The 18064-nt window shown below is 60.4% G+C and carries 21 protein-coding genes; 14 read left to right on the forward strand and 7 right to left on the reverse strand.

Annotated elements, in window-relative coordinates:
- Window positions 1–162: 162 nt before the first annotated feature.
- Together ACYP2Q_RS00195 and ACYP2Q_RS00200 are read right to left on the reverse strand one after the other, a co-directional pair.
- A complete protein-coding gene (locus ACYP2Q_RS00195) occupies window positions 163–492 on the reverse strand; it encodes a hypothetical protein (protein WP_459728535.1) in 330 nt (109 codons plus the stop codon).
- A 635-nt stretch (window positions 493–1127) separates the two neighbouring features.
- Complete coding sequence (locus tag ACYP2Q_RS00200; protein ID WP_459729451.1) at window positions 1128–1619, reverse strand: GNAT family N-acetyltransferase; 492 nt, start codon at window positions 1617–1619, stop codon at window positions 1128–1130.
- 138 nt (window positions 1620–1757) lie between these two features.
- On the opposite strand from ACYP2Q_RS00200, the gene ACYP2Q_RS00205 reads away from it, so the two are divergent.
- Genes ACYP2Q_RS00205 through ACYP2Q_RS00235 form a run of 7 tightly spaced genes read left to right on the forward strand, consistent with a single transcriptional unit; the run spans window position 1758 to window position 8052 of the window.
- Window positions 1758–2435, forward strand: a complete 678-nt coding sequence (locus tag ACYP2Q_RS00205; RefSeq protein WP_459728536.1) for a thermostable hemolysin — start codon at window positions 1758–1760, stop codon at window positions 2433–2435.
- The gene (locus ACYP2Q_RS00210; protein WP_459728537.1) at window positions 2425–3906 is read left to right on the forward strand and encodes an AMP-binding protein; all 1482 of its coding nucleotides are present in this window, start codon (window positions 2425–2427) and stop codon (window positions 3904–3906) included. The genes ACYP2Q_RS00205 and ACYP2Q_RS00210 overlap by 11 nt, the downstream gene beginning before the upstream one ends.
- Window positions 3903–4577 carry a TenA family transcriptional regulator gene (locus tag ACYP2Q_RS00215; protein ID WP_459728538.1) on the forward strand — a complete coding sequence of 225 codons (675 nt, stop codon included), beginning with the start codon at window positions 3903–3905 and terminating at the stop codon, window positions 4575–4577. Before ACYP2Q_RS00210 ends, ACYP2Q_RS00215 begins: the two co-directional genes overlap by 4 nt.
- Complete coding sequence (locus tag ACYP2Q_RS00220; RefSeq protein WP_459728539.1) at window positions 4564–5373, forward strand: SDR family oxidoreductase; 810 nt, start codon at window positions 4564–4566, stop codon at window positions 5371–5373. The genes ACYP2Q_RS00215 and ACYP2Q_RS00220 overlap by 14 nt, the downstream gene beginning before the upstream one ends.
- A complete protein-coding gene (locus ACYP2Q_RS00225; RefSeq protein WP_459728540.1) occupies window positions 5370–6014 on the forward strand; it encodes a tetratricopeptide repeat protein in 645 nt (214 codons plus the stop codon). Before ACYP2Q_RS00220 ends, ACYP2Q_RS00225 begins: the two co-directional genes overlap by 4 nt.
- A gap of 11 nt (window positions 6015–6025) precedes the next feature.
- Window positions 6026–6688, forward strand: coding sequence for a response regulator (locus ACYP2Q_RS00230; protein ID WP_459728542.1), 663 nt, complete (start codon window positions 6026–6028; stop codon window positions 6686–6688).
- The gene (locus tag ACYP2Q_RS00235; RefSeq protein WP_459728543.1) at window positions 6685–8052 is read left to right on the forward strand and encodes an ATP-binding protein; all 1368 of its coding nucleotides are present in this window, start codon (window positions 6685–6687) and stop codon (window positions 8050–8052) included. Before ACYP2Q_RS00230 ends, ACYP2Q_RS00235 begins: the two co-directional genes overlap by 4 nt.
- Window positions 8053–8065: 13 nt before the next feature.
- On the opposite strand, the gene arsH is transcribed toward ACYP2Q_RS00235, so the two are convergent.
- The 4 genes from arsH to ACYP2Q_RS00255 are packed head-to-tail and all read right to left on the reverse strand — an operon-like array spanning window position 8066 to window position 10939.
- Complete coding sequence (gene arsH, locus ACYP2Q_RS00240) at window positions 8066–8767, reverse strand: arsenical resistance protein ArsH (RefSeq protein ID WP_459728544.1); 702 nt, start codon at window positions 8765–8767, stop codon at window positions 8066–8068.
- A gap of 12 nt (window positions 8768–8779) precedes the next feature.
- On the reverse strand, window positions 8780–9250 hold the full coding sequence (locus ACYP2Q_RS00245; RefSeq protein WP_459728545.1) for an arsenate reductase ArsC: 471 nt from the start codon (window positions 9248–9250) through the stop codon (window positions 8780–8782).
- 28 nt (window positions 9251–9278) lie between these two features.
- Window positions 9279–10568 (reverse strand): arsenic transporter, encoded by a 1290-nt coding sequence (locus ACYP2Q_RS00250; RefSeq protein WP_459728546.1) that lies wholly within the window; start codon window positions 10566–10568, stop codon window positions 9279–9281.
- Between the two features lie 23 nt (window positions 10569–10591).
- Complete coding sequence (locus tag ACYP2Q_RS00255; protein WP_459728547.1) at window positions 10592–10939, reverse strand: metalloregulator ArsR/SmtB family transcription factor; 348 nt, start codon at window positions 10937–10939, stop codon at window positions 10592–10594.
- A 144-nt stretch (window positions 10940–11083) separates the two neighbouring features.
- Between ACYP2Q_RS00255 and ACYP2Q_RS00260 the strand changes: the two genes are divergently transcribed.
- Window positions 11084–11320 (forward strand): hypothetical protein, encoded by a 237-nt coding sequence (locus ACYP2Q_RS00260; protein WP_459728548.1) that lies wholly within the window; start codon window positions 11084–11086, stop codon window positions 11318–11320.
- 42 nt (window positions 11321–11362) lie between these two features.
- Here ACYP2Q_RS00260 and ACYP2Q_RS00265 read toward each other — a convergent pair whose 3' ends face one another.
- Window positions 11363–12241: a LysR family transcriptional regulator gene (locus ACYP2Q_RS00265; RefSeq protein ID WP_459728549.1), complete on the reverse strand. Its 879-nt coding sequence runs from the start codon at window positions 12239–12241 to the stop codon at window positions 11363–11365.
- Between the two features lie 110 nt (window positions 12242–12351).
- On the opposite strand from ACYP2Q_RS00265, the gene ACYP2Q_RS00270 reads away from it, so the two are divergent.
- The 6 genes from ACYP2Q_RS00270 to ACYP2Q_RS00295 all read left to right on the forward strand — a co-directional run bounded on the left by ACYP2Q_RS00270 (window position 12352) and on the right by ACYP2Q_RS00295 (window position 18064).
- A complete protein-coding gene (locus ACYP2Q_RS00270; RefSeq protein ID WP_459728550.1) occupies window positions 12352–12777 on the forward strand; it encodes a VOC family protein in 426 nt (141 codons plus the stop codon).
- A 113-nt stretch (window positions 12778–12890) separates the two neighbouring features.
- The gene (locus tag ACYP2Q_RS00275; RefSeq protein ID WP_459728551.1) at window positions 12891–14150 is read left to right on the forward strand and encodes a cation:dicarboxylate symporter family transporter; all 1260 of its coding nucleotides are present in this window, start codon (window positions 12891–12893) and stop codon (window positions 14148–14150) included.
- A 45-nt stretch (window positions 14151–14195) separates the two neighbouring features.
- Window positions 14196–14576, forward strand: a complete 381-nt coding sequence (locus ACYP2Q_RS00280) for a nuclear transport factor 2 family protein (protein WP_459728552.1) — start codon at window positions 14196–14198, stop codon at window positions 14574–14576.
- 269 nt (window positions 14577–14845) lie between these two features.
- Window positions 14846–15793 (forward strand): ABC transporter substrate-binding protein, encoded by a 948-nt coding sequence (locus ACYP2Q_RS00285; protein WP_459728553.1) that lies wholly within the window; start codon window positions 14846–14848, stop codon window positions 15791–15793.
- Window positions 15794–15806: 13 nt separating this feature from the next.
- Window positions 15807–17132 (forward strand): LLM class flavin-dependent oxidoreductase, encoded by a 1326-nt coding sequence (locus ACYP2Q_RS00290; protein ID WP_459728554.1) that lies wholly within the window; start codon window positions 15807–15809, stop codon window positions 17130–17132.
- Between the two features lie 194 nt (window positions 17133–17326).
- Complete coding sequence (locus ACYP2Q_RS00295; protein WP_459728555.1) at window positions 17327–18064, forward strand: gluconate 2-dehydrogenase subunit 3 family protein; 738 nt, start codon at window positions 17327–17329, stop codon at window positions 18062–18064.

An 18064-nucleotide genomic window follows, 5' to 3' on the forward strand; every position in this document is an offset into this window, starting at 1 on the left:
CGTCCAGACAATGCGGGCATTCTGACAGCCCGCGTCATCGTTGACGTCCTTCGCGAGCAAGCTCGCTCCTACATGGGTTAGTTGGCGGACAGCAATACCGGGTAATAAAAAGGGCCTGCTCTTTTTGGGAGCAGGCCCTTTTTTGAATGAGTTAAATATTAGTTAGTAGAACCGATCAATCACCCGAACTTCGTTCTGGTTCTGCAGCGAGTCCCAGGCCTGTTTCAGCGTTTGCAGAACATTACCGATGAAATCCTTGTCGGCCGCGGCTTTCTTGCCGACATAGCCATGGCCGCGACGGTACATTTTCAGTCGGGCGAGCAGGTTCTCGTTGTTCTGGTCAAACTCCGCTTCATGGGCGTGTGGAGACAGGCAGTCGATTTGAACTTCGCCAGACTTGCTGATCCACAGAATATGGCTGTCGTGGCTGTCTTTTTGCGCAGCGAACATACGAGCCAGTTCTTCAATAGTTGGTTGATTGTTCAGATTCATCATAAAAACCCCTTGACCATTTGGTGATCTTTCAAAGTTGATTCGCTAATACAGGTAGCCCATCGGTTAGTTGATCCCTGGCACCGAAACCAGGACGTCAGCAGTCGTCCGTCGAAATCGACGGGTCCCGCGTCTGTTGCATGTAGTCGTGTTGAATAACTGCTACGCAATAGCGTCACAACGAAGAGAAGCGGCGATAACCTTTGGCCCCTGCCGACGTTTTCAGGGTCGGCTACAAGCTTCATGAGGATGGATCGCCAGCGCTTCTCGCCCTTGTACTGGACGTTCAGGCCAGGTCAGCTTCTTCAATCTGCCTTGTGGGCAGCGTGTATCCGGAAAAAACAGCTCGGCGGTCAGACGAGCTTGCTCAAGCGTGTTGCCAGTACTCCCGATCGGGGAGACGTCTGCATCATGCAAGGGCAAATCGAAGGCGTCAACGGTTTTGTAGTGAATATTTTTAGTCACTACATATTGTCCGACAAAGCTGATTTGGAATTAGAAAGGGAGGGGGGCTTGCCGGCGAACCTCGCGGCTTTACCCGATCTATTGTGGGAGCTGGCCTGCCGGCGATGGCGTCCTTGAGCCTTGTGTTGGACTTTCAAACGCCTTCGCCGGCAAGTCGGCTCCTACAGGGTTTACGGCGTTTCGAAACAATAAACGCTGCACGGCAACCCCTGGATCGACAGCTGATGCAGGCTGAACCGGTTTTGCGTGAGCTCGGGCATCACGGCAGCCCAGAACAACCGCGCCGGCTGGTTCGACTCGACATGGAAAATTTGCCATCGACCACGGAGCCGGTTCAACAGGGTGGACACGACAAATCTGGCGACACCCTGGCCACGAAAGCGCCGACTGACGAACAGGTAACCGATGTTGTGGCGGGCGTCGGGTACATGGACTTCATCATCCACGGTCACGAATCCGGCCAACTCCCCGTCGACCTTGATCAGAAAAGGCTGGGTCGCGGGTTTTCGCCAGTAGTCCGTGAGGGGCTGTAGACTGAAAAAACCAAGCTCACCCAAGGGCAGCGGCAACCACTCGCTGAAGTCGTAGGTGTAGAACTGCATCAGGTTTTCAATGGTCTGCAGTTCGTCCCGCCGGGCCGGGTGCAGTTCAATCGAGATCATCTGGAAGGTTCCCGCCGATTGCTGTGCAATACGCGTCATTATGGCCCACACCATCCAGCTTCTTTCGATCACCTTCAGACTTCGTTAAGAAACGCCTTCGATACTCCTCCCCAATAGATCCGGGGGAGGTATTTTCCAATGTCCGATTTCAACTGGAATGTTCAGTTGCCGCTGCGGTTTGGCCAGGCCGAAACGCCGCGGTTGCACCTCGCCAGGGCCTTGCCCGACGACCCGCAACGGGGCGCCTTCGAAGCCTTTATCCAGCAACGTTTCCGCAAGGCCCACGGTGCCGACATTCGCCATTTCATGCCGGAGCTGTTCGGCATGCTTGATGCCAACGATGCGCTCTGTGCAGTAGTGGGTGTGCGCCTGGCGAGCGCCGGCCCGCTGTTCCTGGAGTGTTACCTGGATGAAGCGATCGATCCGCTGATCAGCGCCACGGCAGACCAGGCCGTAGAGCGGTCGGCCATCGTCGAGGTGGGCAATCTGGCCGCCAGCGACACCGCAAACGCGCGCATGAGCATCATCGCGATGACCTACCTGCTGGCCATGGGAGGCCTGGAATGGGTGGCCTTTACCGGCAACCTGGGCTTGGTCAACAGCTTTCATCGCCTGGGATTGAAGCCCGTCTCGCTGTGCGCCGCCGACCCTGCGCGACTCGGCGAGGATCGTCACGCCTGGGGCAGTTACTACCAAAGCAAGCCCTGGGTTCACGTTGGCAACATCCGCGCAGGCTTCATTCACTTGCGCAATATCGGGTTGTTCAGCCGCCTGGGTTTGCCGACGTCCAGTGAGGCTTGCTGCCATGTCGCCTGAAATGGAACTGTTCAAACAGACCCTGCGCAACCATGCCGAAGGCAGGGCAAAAGCCACGGCGTTGTGGGGCGATCAGCTGAAACTGGACTACGCCACCCTGTATGCCGAAGTGATGGATCGCCAGCAGCGTCTGCGCGATGAGCAGATCGAGGTCGTGGCCCTGGCACTGGACAATGGCGTCGACGCGATGCTCTGGGATCTGGCCGCGCTGTTCGCCGGCCTGGCCTGTGTCGCCTTGCCGGGCTTTTTCAGCCAGACGCAACGCAGGCATTGCCTGGAGCAAAGCCGCGCCGCACGGGTCATCGCCGAGCCACACCTGGACGATGAACTGCAGGCGGCTGGATATCAAAAGGACGGCGAATTCTGGCGCAGGCGCTTCAGCGGCCCGAGCGTGATGCCTGAAAGTACGGCCAAGTTGACCTTCACCTCGGGCACCACCGGTACGCCCAAGGGTGTTTGCTTGAGCGCAGACAGCATCCTGCGAGTCAGCCGCGAGCTGGACCTGGCCAGCAAACCCAACCACCCACAACACCATCTGGCGCTGCTGCCGCTGGCCATCTTGCTGGAGAACATCGGTTGTTATGCCGCGTTGCATGCCGGCGCGACCTTGAGCCTGCCCAGTGCGAAAACCTTAGGGGTTGAAGGCGCCAGTGGGGTGAATGTGCCGCAACTGCTGGGGTGCCTGGCCAGCCGGGCGCCGCAGAGCCTGATTCTGGTGCCGCAGTTGCTGCTGATGCTGGTCAGCGCTGCCGAACAGAACGCCTTCGACCCACGGCACCTGCGTTTTGCCGCCGTGGGCGGTGCACGGGTCTGCGAGGACCTGCTGCGTCGTGCCCAACGTGCAGGTGTACCCGTTTACGAAGGTTATGGACTGTCGGAGTGTGCATCGGTGGTGTGCCTCAATCGGCCGCAAGCGCACCGTCCCGGCAGTGTGGGGCAGCCCTTGCCCCATGTGCACGTTCGCCTGGCGGACGACGGCGAAGTGCTGATCAGGGGTTCGACCTTGCTCGGTTATCTGGGCGAGGCGCCGCACACCGCGCCGTGGTGGCCCAGCGGCGATCTCGGCGAGTTCGACGCCGAGGGTTTTCTCTACCTCAAGGGCCGCAAGAAACATCAGTTCGTCACCAGTTTCGGGCGCAACGTCAATCCCGAGTGGGTGGAGGCCGAATTGACCCAGCGCGGGCTGATCGCCCAGGCCTTCGTGCATGGCGAGGCGATGCCGCACAACCATGCGCTGCTCTGGCCCCATCGCCCCGATTGCAGCGACGAACAACTGGCCATCGCCGTCGACCAGGCCAACCAGGCGTTGCCCGACTACGCCCGGGTCCATCACTGGACCCGGCTCGATCAACCCTTCACCGCCGCCAACGGTTTGCTCACTGCCAACGGCCGGCCCCGGCGGGACGCCATCGTCGAGCGCTACCGGGAGCAACTGAATGAATCCGCATTTACGGAGGAATCCGCGCCATGAGTTTTTTTGACCGGCTGCAAGAAGCCACGCACCCACAACGCACTGAGCTGTTCAACTTGCCGGTCATCCGGGATGCCCTGGAAGGCAACGTCAGCCTGGACAGCTACCAGGCCTTTCTTACGCAGGCCTATTACCACGTGCGCCATACCGTGCCCTTGATGATGGCCTGCGGTGCGCGCCTGCCGTCACGCCTGGAATGGCTGCGTGAGGCGGTGTGTGAGTACATCGAGGATGAATACGGCCACGAAAAGTGGGTGCTCGACGACATCGAAGCCTGCGGCGGTGACAAGAACGCAGTGCGCACCGGGCGTCCATCCTTGCCGATCGAATTGATGGTCAGCTTCCTCTACGACCTGATTGCCCGGGGCAACCCGGTGGGGCTGTTCGGCATGGTCAACGTGCTCGAAGGCACCAGCATCGCCCTGGCCACCCAGGCCGCCGACAGCATCCGCCAACGCCTGGACCTGCCGCAAAGCGCCTTCAGCTACTTGAGTTCCCACGGCTCACTGGATATCGAGCACATGCAGATCTACCGCCGACTGATGAACAGACTGGAAGATCCGGACGACCAGGCCGCGGTCATTCACGCCTCCACCGTGGTCTACCGGCTGTACACCGATATGTTCCGCGGCCTGCCGCATGACGGGGAGAGCCGGCATGCGCCTGTCTGAAGCCCGCGTGGTGTTGACCGGCGCCAGCGGCGGCATCGGCCTGGCCATCGCCACGGCCTTGTGCGCCAGTGGTGCCCGTGTACTGGCCGTGGCGCGCAATCGACAACCGCTGGCGGCGCTGCTCGAACTGTACCCGCGCAATCTGTGCTGGATCGGCGCTGACCTGACGCTGCTCTCCGAGCGCCGTGAAGTGTTGGCGGAAGCCGAAAGCATTGGCGGCATCAACCTGTTGATCAATGCCGCCGGGGTCAATCATTTCGCCATGCTCGAACAGCTGGACGACAGTGAGATCAACGCGATGCTGGCGGTGAACATCAGCGCGCCGATCTGCCTGACCAAACTGCTGCTGCCACTGCTCAAGCAGGCCGACAGCGCCATGGTGGTCAACGTCGGTTCGACCTACGGCTCCATTGGCTACCCCGGATACGCCAGCTACTGCGCGACCAAGTTCGCCCTGCGCGGATTCTCCGAAGCCTTGCGCCGGGAACTGGCGGACACCCGGGTCAGCGTGCTCTACGTCGCCCCCCGCGCCACCCGCACCAGCATGAACAGCCCGGCGGCCCAGGCGCTCAACGATGCGCTCAAGGCCAATGTCGACGACCCGCGCGCGGTGGCCGCCGCGGTGATCCACGCCATCGCCGGTGACCGTCGTGACCTGTACCTGGGCTGGCCGGAACGCTTTTTCGTGCGCCTCAACAGCCTGTTGCCGCACCTGGTGGACCGCGGCCTGCGCAAGCAATTGCCGCTGATCCGCCACCTGAGCCAGAAACCCGACAAGGAGCACCCCGAACCATGAAAACGATCATCGCCTGCCTGCTGTGCGGCGTCTTGAGCCAGGGTGCCTGGGCGCTGGATGCCGCCGACCAGCAACGCCTCAACGGGATCCAGCAAAGCTGGGCGCACATCCAGTACGAGTTGCCGGAGGACCAACGCACCGCGGCCTTCGAAAAACTCGCCGCGCAAGCCAAAAGCTTTACCCAGGAACGCCAGGCGGTCGCAGAGGCCTGGATCTGGTCCGGTATCGTCACCAGCAGTTGGGCCGGCGCCCAGGGCGGGCTCGGTGCGCTGAGCAAGGTCAAGGCGGCCAGGGCCGACCTGGAAAAAGCCCTGACCCTGGATCCCAAGGCCCTGCAAGGCTCTGCCTACACCAGCCTCGGCGCGCTGTACGACCGGGTGCCGGGGTGGCCCATCGGCTTTGGCGACTCGGACAAGGCCGAACAATTGCTCAAGGTCGCCTTGCAAATGAACCCCAACGGCATCGACAGCCTGTACTTTTGGGGGGATCACCTCTACCGTCAGAAGCGTTACGCCGAGGCCCGGGCAGCCCTGCAAAAAGCCTTGCTGGCCGCGCCCCGTCCCGGCCGCGAAAGCGCTGACGCCGGGCGACGCAAAGAGATTGAGGCGCTGTTGGTGGACGTGAACAAGAAACTTGGCTGACAGGAGTCCGTGTGCGCTTATTACTGATAGAGGATGACGTGGCACTCGGCGAGGGCATTCACCAGGCCCTCAGTCGTGAAGGCTACACCGTCGACTGGTTGCAGGACGGCAGCAGCGCCTTGCACTCGCTACTCAGTGAAATCTTTGACCTGGCGGTGCTCGACCTTGGCCTGCCACGCCTGGACGGCCTCCAGGTGCTCAGGCAGCTGCGTGACAGCGGCTCCAACCTGCCAGTGCTGATCCTGACCGCGCGCGATGCCACCGAAGACCGCATCGCCGGGCTGGATGCCGGCGCCGATGATTACCTGATCAAGCCGTTCGACCTGGCCGAGCTGAAAGCGCGCATACGGGCGCTGCTGCGGCGCAGCGCCGGTCGTGCACAGGCGTTGATCGAGCACGCCGGTATCAGCCTCAACCCCGGCACCCAGCAGGTCAGCTACAAGGGTGAGCCCGTCGCCCTGACACCCAAGGAATACCAGTTGCTCCATGAATTGCTGTCGCCACCCGGCCGGGTGATGACGCGCGATCATCTGATGCAGTTGCTCTACGGCTGGAACGAAGAGGCCGAAAGCAACACGCTGGAAGTGCACATCCATCACCTGCGCAAGAAGTTCTCCAGCAACCTGATCCGCACCATCCGTGGCATCGGCTACCTGGTGGAGGAGCGCCGATGACCTCGATCAGGCGTCGCACCCTGACCTTGATCATTGGCCTGATGCTCGCTGGCCTGACGGTGATCAGCGTGCTCAACCTGTACGACAGCAACCACGAAATTGCCGAAGTCTACGATGCCCAATTGGCCCAGAACGCGCGCCTTTTACAGGGCGTCATGCGCATGCCCATGGCCAGCCAGGAACATGCCGACCTGTACCGGGCCTTCAATCAGGCGCTGAGCGAGGCGGCGCCCAAGGTCGACGGGCATCCCTATGAATCGAAGATTGCCTTTCAGGTGTGGAACTTCAAGGGTGAGTTGCTGGTGCACACGGCGAGCTCACCGTCCTTCAGTGCGCCACCGGCGACCCCGGGCTTCAGCGATGTGGTCGACCTGAACAAGCGGCACTGGCGCGCCTTCGTGCTCGAAGACAAACAGAACAACCTGCGCATCTGGGTGGGCGAACGCGACGACGTTCGCGCGGACCTGGTGGACCGGATCGTGCGCCACACGTTGTGGCCCAATATCCTCGCCAGCCTGATGCTGGCCGCCATGATCTGGCTGGCCATTGGCTGGGGATTAAAACCCCTGGTCAATATGGCGGCGACACTGCGGGCCAGGCAGCCCGGCTCACTCGAGCCCTTGCAATTGACGCCGCTGCCCACCGAGCTTGAACCGATGCAGGCAGCCCTAAACCGCATGCTCGCGCAAATCCAGGAAGTCATGGGGCGCGAGCGGCGCTTCATCGCCGACGCCGCCCACGAAATGCGCACGCCCCTGGCAGTGCTGCGGGTGCATGCGCAAAACCTGATGGAAGCGGGCAGTGACGAGGAGCGCCGGGTATCCCTTGAACACCTGATTGCCGGCGTCGACCGGACCAGCCGACTGGTCAACCAGTTGCTGACGATGGCGCGCATCGAGCCTAAACCCGGCACGCAAGCACCTGCACCCATCGACCTGGCCGCCACGGTTCGCGACAGCCTGATCCAGTTGACTCCGTGGTTGTTGCGCAAGGACCTGGAGTTGGTGTTCGACGTCGGTGATGACATCGGCCTGGTGCGGGTCGACCCCGCCGCGATCGATATTGCCCTGAACAACCTGGTCACCAATGCGGCGAACTTCTCACCGCAGCACGGACTGATCAGGGTCACGCTGGCCGCCAGGGCACACGGCTTTGAACTGTGCGTCGAAGACGAGGGGCCGGGGATCAACGAGGACGATCGCGAGCGGCTGTTCGAGCGGTTCTACAGCCGCGGCAATGACCAGGGAGCAGGGTTGGGGCTGACCATCGTCCAGGCCATTGCCGCGCGCCTGGGTGGCCAGGTCAGGCTGGAGAATCGCAACCCCGCCGGGTTGCGCGCGACGCTGGAAATTGGCCGAGCCTGACCGGGCAATGCTTTTAGAGGGAGCGCTGGTTGACCCGGGCCATCAGCTGCTCGGCGCTCTCCTTGCGTTCAGAGTAGCGGTCCACCAGGAACGCCTGGCGGTCGCGCAGCAGCAGGGTGAATTTCACCAGTTCTTCCATCACGTCGACCACCCGGTCGTAGTACGGCGACGGCTGCATCCGACCCGCCTCATCGAATTCCATGTAGGCCTTGGGCACCGATGACTGATTGGGGATGGTGAACATGCGCATCCAACGCCCCAACACACGCAGCTGATTCACCACGTTGAACGACTGCGAGCCGCCACACACCTGCATCACCGCCAGCGTCTTGCCCTGGGTCGGGCGCACGGCGCCGAGCTCCAGGGGCACCCAGTCGATCTGCGCCTTGAACACGGCCGACATCGCGCCATGCCGTTCCGGCGAACACCAGACCTGGCCTTCGGACCACTGCATCAGTTCGCGCAGTTCCTGGACCTTGGGGTGGGCCACAGGCGCATCGTCAGGCAGCGGCAAACCGGACGGATTGAAGATGCGCGTCTCGGCGCCGAAGTGCTCCAGCAGGCGCGCGGCTTCTTCGACCAGCAGGCGGCTGAACGAGCGCTCGCGGGTCGAGCCGTACAGCAGCAGGATGCGCGGCTTGTGCGCACTGGGCTGGCTGGGCAGATGCGCGCCATCGAACAGGGTGAGATCAAGGTTGGGAAGAAGGTCTGACATGGGTACTCCTGCTCAGAGCGAGCCGATTCGATCCAGTTCGCGTTTCAGTTCATCGCGGCTGATAGTGTTGAAGGGCAGGGCGAGGAAGGCCTGGCAGCGTTTCTCGATACGCGCCAGGGTGGCGCGGAAGGCGGCGTCGACCGCCGCTTCATCACCCACGACGTCGGATGGATCTTCAAGGCCCCAATGGGCTTTCACGGCCGGGCCGAAGTACACCGGGCAGGATTCGCCCGCCGCCTTGTCGCACACGGTGATGACGATATCCGGCGGGTTGCCCTCGAAGGCGTCATTGCCCTTGCTGCTCAAGCCGTCGATGGCAATCCCGGCCTGTTGCAGGGTGACGAGACTGCGCGGCAGCACCTGGCCCTTGGGGAAACTTCCCGAGCTCACGGCTTCGAATCCGTCCGGCGCCAGGTGATTGAACAGGGCTTCGGACAGGATGCTGCGGCAGCTGTTGGCCGTGCACATGAACAGGACTCGCATGGATTTGCTCCTGCCGCTCACGGCGGCGTCAAAGACTCAGGCTCAGGCGTAGCGCCAGGGCCGACAGGGTGATCAACAGAACCGGAAGGGTCAGCACGATGCCGATCTTGAAGTAGTAGCCCCAGGTGATTCGCACGCCCTTGCGTTCAAGCACGTGCAGCCAGAGGAGTGTGGCGAGACTGCCGATGGGGGTGATCTTCGGGCCAAGGTCGCAGCCGATGATGTTGGCGTAGATCATCGCCTCGCGAACCACACCGTCCGCACCGCTGCCCTGGATCGACAACGCGCCGATCAGTACGCTGGGCATGTTGTTCATCACCGACGACAGCAGCGCGGACAGCAGGCCGGTGCCGAGGGCGGCGCCCCACAGGCCGTAGTCGGCCAGGCGGTCGAGCACCTGGGTGAGCGAATCGGTCAGCCCGGCGTTCTTCAGGCCATACACCACCAGGTACATGCCCAGCGAGAACACCACCACCTGCCAGGGTGCCTCGCGCAACACGCGCCGAGTGGAGATGCGGTGACCCTTGGCCGCCACCGCGAACAGAATCGCCGCGCAGGCCGCCGCGACCGCGCTGATGGGCACGCCCAGCGGCTCCAGGACAAACAGGCCGACCAGCAAGCCCAACAAGGTCCACCAGCCCACGATGAAGGTGGCGCGGTCGTGAATTGCCGTTTCCGGTGCCGGCAGTGCATCGACGGCATAACGCGGCGGCAAGTCCCGACGGAAGTACAGAAACAGCACCAGCAAGGTGGCAGCGACGCTGACCAGGTTCACCGGCACCATCACCGAAGCGTATTCGGCAAAGCCCAGCCCGAAGTAGTCGGCGGACACGATGTTCACCAGGTTGGACACCACCAGCGGCAGGCTGGCGGTGTCGGCGATGAACCCGGCAGCCATCACGAACGCCAGGGTCGCGGCGGGCGAGAAGCGCAGCGCCAGCAGCATCGACATGACGATGGGCGTGAGGATCAGCGCCGCGCCGTCATTGGCGAACAACGCCGAGACCGCCGCGCCCAGCAGCACGCAAAACGCGAACAGGCGGTAGCCGCTGCCCTGCGCCCAGCGCGCCACATGCAGGGCGGCCCATTTGAAGAAGCCGGCTTCATCGAGCAACAGGCTGATAATGATGATGGCGATAAAGGTGGCAGTCGCGTTCCAGACGATGGCCCACACCGTGGGAATGTCCTGCAGCGACACTGCACCCACCGCCAGCGCGATAATCGCACCGACCGCGGCGCTCCAGCCGACGCCGAGCCCCTTGGGTTGCCAGATGACCAGGACCAGGGTGAAGACAAAAACAGCAAAGGCGATCAGCATCGAAAGCTCACTCGATCAGGGATTCAGCAGCAGGCAGCATCGCGCACAGGGCGCCCGTCCATGTTCTGCAGGCGCGAAGCGTTGTTCTGCAGCCACTCGTCATTGCCCTGCAACGTCACCTGCAGCATTTCGTGCACCCAGGCAGGCAAGTCCGGATTGAGGCGGTAATACACCCACTGCCCCTGACGACGGTCCAGCAGCAAGCCGCTGCTGCGCAGTTGCGCCAGATGGCGGCTGATCTTCGGCTGGCTGTCGTCCAGCGCGCACATCAGCTCGCAGACACACAGTTCGCCCTGGTTGGCGATCAGCAAGGTGGCGCGGGCGCGGGTCTCGTCAGCCAGGCTTTTGAATACCTCGGGAGGCGTGAGCATTGGGTAGACCTATTACATTTGGATAATCGAATATACGGATATCCATATGTAATCTGCAAGCAATGAATCGAACCTTTGCTGCTGATCATTTGCCAAAAAGACAGGCCCTGGCATCAAAGGGCAGGGCACTATCGAGGACCCCCTATGCACAACTACACCGTGCAATACCTGTTCAACGGCGAGCCCCGCACCCACCTGTTCGAACTCGAACAACCTCGGTTGCCCACCCATGAGGCGGCGATGCACCTGTTGCAACTGCATTTTGGCGATGGCGAGAACAGTCTGATCATGCCCAATGCTGATGCGACGCCAGAGGAGGTGCTATGGCAGGCTGAACTGGTAGGGCTGACGCAGATCAGGGTGGCCGATCAACTCGACTGATGGAAGTTGCGGCGACCGGCAAGCCGTTTTGCCGTGCGGGTTTTAGTCAGTGCCGATCTTCACTTGCTCACTGATCAGTTGGGCGAGTATTCGCACCGGTTCGGTAAAGCTCTGTCGAGACCTGTGTACGAGCCCGATGTCACGGTGGAAGGTGTGCTGTCCAAGATCGAGCGCTCGTACACCGGCGGGCCACTCCTGATGGATGGCCGTCTGTGGCACTAACGCGACGCCCACACCATTTTCAACCAGCTTGACGATGGCCTCCAGTTCATCCAGTTCGCAAACCTCCCGCAAGGTGAAATGCATTTGCCGAAGGAAACGATCCACCTGCCTGCCGCCGAATGATGATCGGTCATAGCGAATGAAGGGTTGGTTGCAAAGCAGTTCCGACCAATCTTCTCCCGGCACATCGCGCGCAACGATCAGGCGGTAGGGCTCAAGCGCCAGGGTCGTCCAGCGCAGATCGCTTTGCAGCGAGAAGGGCGGGCGAATGATGGCCGCCATGTCGATTTCGCCGGCATCCACGAGGTTGACCAACTCCATCGACAGCCCCGGGATTACACGGGTGCGGCACTGCGGGCATTGTTGGTGAAACCGGGCTAAAGCGTCCGGTAGAAGGGATCGCTGCACGGAAGCGATGGCGCCGATGTTCACCAGCACGCTCGCAGGCAGCCCGACAGTAGTGGAACCCAGGTTGTCATAAAGGCGAAGCAGCTCCTGCGCTTGCAGGAGTATCTGGTGGCCCATCCTGTTGAGGTGGGCCGAGCGTCCCTTCCTGTCGAATATCTCGAAGCCGAGTTCTGCCTCCAGACGCTGGATCTGCGCGCTCACCGCCGCCTGGGTGAGGCCTATTTTGTTCCCGGCAGCAGCAAAGGTTCCTTCCCGTGCCACGGCGATGAGTGTCTTGAGTTCTTTGATCATTCACAAATATTAATTGTGTTTCTAAGAAAATTATATTGATTTTTTTACTGTTTCGACCGCCCTACGATGTGCCTGTCCCTTCAACCACAAAAAAACGTATTGGAGTTCTGATGAGCCTCTCGCCTTTTCACCTCGCAATCCCCGTTTACGACCTTGCCGGCGCGCGCACATTTTATGGCGAAGTGTTCGGCCTGGAAGAAGGCCGTTCCAGCCACCAGTGGGTCGACTTCAACTTTTATGGGCACCAACTGGTTATTCACGAACATCCGAAAACCGCTTCCCAGGAAAGCGTGCATAGCAACCCGGTCGATGGCCACGACGTACCTGTTCCGCACTTCGGCATCATCCTGGGCTGGGAAGAATGGGAGGCGCTGGCAGAGCGCTTGAAGTCTTTCGGCACCGAGTTTGTGATCGAACCCTACATCCGTTTCAAAGGCCAGGTCGGCGAGCAAGCCACCATGTTCCTGTTCGACCCCTGTGGTAATGCCCTTGAGTTCAAGGCGTTCAAGGATATGAGCCAGCTCTTCGCCAAATAAGAACCGTGTTGGCACAACAGTGTTGTGCCACTTGAACTCGAGTGAGCTGGATGCTCATGACTCTAGCAACTGCCCATCAACGCAGTCCTTTCATTCCAACAAGAAGGCTAGACATGAAACGTATTCCCCTGGTGTGGCAAATCATTGCCGGGCTGTTGCTTGGCGTGCTCGTCGGTTGGTATTTCAATACCCATCCGCAGTATCAATCCTGGATCAGCGCAGAGATCCTGAAACCCCTTGGCGACATCTTCATCAAAATGATGAAGATGGTGGTCGTGCCAATCGTGTTCTGTTGCATGATCCTGGGCATCGCCGGAGGCGGCGATAACAAGTCATTTGGTCGCATGGGCATGAAGTCGCTGGGATACTTCTTTGCGATCACTGGCCTGGCGATCGTGATGGGTCTGTGTTTCGCAAACATCTTCGAGCCGGGCACGGGTACCGATATTTCGGGCATTACCCATAGCGCTGCGTCCATCACCATGGAGCCTTCGAAGGGCGCTCTGGTGATAGTGCAGAACATCGTTCCTGACAATGTCCTTGTGGCGATGTCAGAAGCGAAGCTGCTGTCGGTGCTGTTCTTCGCCGTGTTGTTCGGCATGGCGCTGAACTCGCTGCCCAGAGAGAAGAGTGCACCCGTGGTCGCGGTCGTCCAGGGTATGTCCGATGCGATGTTCAGGGTTGTCTCAATCGTCATGGCCTACGCACCGATCGGTGTATTTGGCATGATCGGCGCTACCGTTGCGACCTTCGGCTTTGCCTCGCTATTGCCTTTGCTCAAGCTGATTGGTGTGGTTTACCTGGCATTGATTGTTTTTGCCTTGGTGGTACTCGGCGGTATTTGCTACTTGATCGGAGAGAACATCTTCAAGCTGATCAGGTACTTTCGAAATGAGCTGATTCTTGCCTTCTCCAGTGCCGCGTCGGCAGCGGTCATGCCGCAGTTGATGAGCAAGCTGCAGAGCTATGGCGTTCCACGGCGCATCGTCAGTTTTGTGGTGCCGGTGGGGTATGCGTTCAATCTCGATGGTGCGTCGATCTTTCTTGGCGTGGCGACGATTTTCGTAGCCCAACTCTATGGTATCGACCTGTCGCTTTCCCAGCAGATCCTGCTGGTGGTCACGATGGTACTGACCTCCAAAGGGGCCGCCGGGGTCCCTGGTTTTGCCATCATCATTCTGTCTGCGACATTGGCTTCTGCCGGTCTTCCATTGGAAGGGGTGGCCTTGATCGCGGGCATCTTCAGGATTATCGACAGCGGTACCACCACCTTGAACGTGTTGGGGAATGCCATCGCACCCTTGGTTATCGCCAAATGGGAGAGGGCGGCCCTTGATCCTTCACGAGTCAATTCGCCAGCGCGACCAGCATAGCGATCCCGCGAGCCTTTTTCGCCCACGCAGATGGAAACAACAACCATGAGCAATCCAACGTACGTCCAGGAATACAACGCGATCGTCGACGTGCTGAGTCAGTACAACGAAGGTGGCGCCAAGGCTGACAGCACCTTGATGAAACCCGCGTTCAACGAGCAGGCCACCCTGTTCGGGGTCGACGGCGACAAGCTCGTCGGCGGCGCGATCCAGAATCTGTACGACATCATCGACAACGCGTTCCGCCCATCGCCGGAAGCCAAGGCCGCGATCGTTCGCATCGACATCGTGGGCACTGCCGCCAGTGCCCGGGTCGATACCGACAACGTTTCAGGGTATCGCTTCACCGACTTCTTCAACCTGCTGAAGGTGGAAGGCAAGTGGACGATCGTCAGCAAGATCTACCACACTCACCCGAGCGCCTGATTCCTCGATCACCCCTGGCCAGGTGTGCTGCATCTCGTCGGGGGACGACTTTCCAGGAACGTTGGCGGTCAATGGTCTATGCAACTACTGCATTTTTATGGAATTACGTTATGCGCAATGAGTATTTTACGAGAGGCGGTCAGGGCCTCATCGTATAACGCTTGGGCATGCCCCTGGAGCCCTTGTCGGCTCGTCCCTACCAACGAATAGTACCGAGACCGCGCGCGCGGATCGACCTGAATTGCCTGAGAAGGCATCTGGAGACGAACGTGCGTTACCTGACGAAACTGGCGGCCGGGATGGCCGCTGCATTGCTGTGCCTTGCTGCGAACGCGCAAACGCTGGTGGTGGGAGACCAAAGCTACAATGCCCAGGCCGTGATGGAGGCGGCGGGGGTACTTGACGATCTGCCTTATACCCTTGAGTGGAAGCAATTCACTGCAGGATCGCCTGTCGCCGAGGCACTCAACGTCGGCAGTCTTGATATCGGCCTGCTCGGTGATGCGCCGGCGCTGTTCCTGGGCGCATTGGGCGCACCGATCAAGGTCATTGCAGTTGGCCGGCAAAGTCTTGGCGGTGTGGCCATTCTTGTAAGCAAGGATTCCTCGATCCACAGCCTTGAGGATCTGAAGGGCAAGCGCGCGGCCATCTGGAAAGGCTCCTGGAGTCAACAGCTGCTGCTGACCGCGCTGGACAAGGCCGGTGTGCCACGGGACTCGCTCGATTTGCGCTATCTCAGCGCGCTGGATGCTTCCCACGCGCTGGACGGTGGCTCGGTTGACGTCATCGCGACCTGGGAACCCTATGTCACGCAGCAGGAACGCCAGGGTGCGCGGATTCTGGCCACGGCTGATGGGTTGATCCCTGCCCAGAGCTTCATTGCCGCCAACGCCCATTCAGTCGACGCCAAGCGCGCGCCAATCAATGATTTCCTCCAGCGTCTGCGCAAAGCCCGTGAGTGGACTCTGCAAAATCCGGCCAATACCGACGCATATGCCGATGCCTGGGCCAAACGTACCCGGGCTGACGCTGAAATCGCGCGGGCCTGGTTTGCCCGAGCGCGGACGACCGTCGAGCCACTGAACCCTCAGGTACCCGTGGAGGCGCAGAAGACCGTGGACTTTTTCGCAAGCCTGGGTCTGGTCAAGTCCTACCCTGCAGCCAACCTGTTCGACGATTCATTCGCTGCCTCCTTGCAGCCAGCCTTGTCCAAATAAGGATATTTTTGACATGACCAAAAGACAGCTGAAACTGGGCGCCCTGACGATGGGTTGTGGTGGGCCAGGCCGCCACAACCTGTGGCTTGATCCTCAATTGCCAGTCGATGCCAGCGTCAATGTCGACTGGTACATCGATATTGCACGCCAGGCCGAGGCGGCACTGTTTGACTTGATGTTCATCGTCGACAGCCAGTTCATTACACCGGGGTCGCCATCCCACTACTTGAATCGTCTGGAGCCGCTGACACTGCTGTCAGCGATCGCCGTGAGCACTCGAAATATAGGCTTGGTCGGTACGCTGACGACTTCCTACAACTCGCCCTATAACGTAGCGCGACGCCTGGCATCCCTGGACCTGATCAGCAAAGGCCGTGCGGGCTGGAACGTCGTCACCAGCGGCGATGCCGGCACCGCTGGCAATTACAGTCGCGACGAACATTACGATTACGACACCCGCTACAGCCGGGCGGCCGAACACGTCCAGGTTGTCCAGGGCCTGTGGAACTCTTATGAGGAGGGTGCGTTCGTGCGCGACAGGGCGACGGGCCAGTTCCTCGACCCCGGCAAACTGCACAGTCTGAATCACCAGGGCGAACACTTCTCTGTGGTCGGGCCGCTGAACATCCAACGCTCACAGCAAGGCCAACCGGTGATCTTCCAGGCCGGCGATTCGCAACAGGGCCGGGATCTGGGCGCCGCTACGGCAGACGTGGTCTTCACCCATGCCGCCAGCATCGAGCAGGGCCAGGCTTTCTACCAGGATATCAAGGGCAGGGCGGTGCGACTTGGCCGCGATCCCGAGCAATTACTGGTGATGCCCGGTGCCGAAATCCATGTAGGTGACAACGACAAACATGCTCGTGAAATCGAGCAGCACTACCATCAGGCCGACCATAGCTTCGAGCTCGCGCTGAAGGAATTTGGTCGCAACTTCGGATGGCATGACTTCAGCCAGTACGATCTCGATGCGCCGTTCCCTCAAGAGAGCCTGGAGTCTGCACGCAGCAGTTTTTTCACCGCGGCCAAACGTATTGCCGATCAGGCACGTGAGAAAGGCTTCACGCTGCGCCAGGCCGTCGAGTTCGGTCGACAGCTGCGTCCGGGGGCCTTCGTCGGCTCGGCTGACACGGTTGCGCAGAAGATGGCTGACTGGTTCGAGGCCCGCGCGGTGGATGGTTTCAACATCTACATCGGGCACCCTGAGCAGTTCAACCGCTTTACCAACGAGGTGATTGCGCAGCTGCAAGAGCGCGGTGTTTATCGCAGGGCGTATGAAGGTACGACCTTGCGTGAGAACCTGGGTCTGGAGATTCCTCGATTCGGGCGCAAGAGGTAGTTGCCCGAAGTGCCTGGGCAACAAGATGATGCTGGCGAGCAAAGGATTGCTCGCTGGTTGGCTTTCGCGTTGCTCTGAAACCGGTTTCATTTTTTCTCGGTGGTCGATATATTCCCCGCTTTTTCCCAGCGGGTGCATCCAAAGCCAACAAGATTGGTGCGCCGCCCCAACCGAATTGTTGATGAGGATTTGCCATGTCTGAGCTTGATCAAGACAACCCGCGCCGGGACTTTCTGCGCAAGACGCTAACCCTGATTCCTGTGGTGACGGTGGCAAGTACCGGTTTCGGAATGAACGCACTGGCGGCCACTGATAGTGCCCCGACCGCAAAAACACCGAATGCACCACCCGCGAGCGATTACCAGCCCAGCTTTTTCACAAGGGAAGAGTGGGCTTTCGTCCAGGCGGTGGTAGCACGCCTTATTCCTGCCGATGACCTTGGCCCCGGTGCACTCGAGGCGGGAGCGGCCGAATTTATCGATCGGCAGATGAACACGCCCTACGCCACAGGTGCGCTCTGGTACATGCAGGGCCCGTTTGTGACTGATGCGCCCGCTGAACTGGGTTATCAACTGCAATTGACGCCGCAGCAACTCTACCGTCTGGGCATTGCGGCAACGGACGCGTGGTGCAAAACCACTTACGGCAAAGTTTTTGCTGCGCAAGACAGCGCTACCCGAGACTTGATTCTCCACAAATTGGAGTCCGGTGAGGTGGTTTTCGCCGATTTTCCGGTGAAAGCATTCTTCAGCCTGTTGGTGCAGAACACCCGGGAAGGATTCTTCTGCGACCCCATTCATGGCGGTAACAAAGGAATGGTCGGCTGGACCCAGATTGGTTTCCCTGGTGCTCGCGCCGATTTCATGGATTGGGTCGAGCGCAATGAGCCGTACCCCTTCCCGGCAGTGTCCATTCGTGGCGAGAGGGCTTGA

This window comes from Pseudomonas sp. MHK4 (assembly GCF_054600775.1).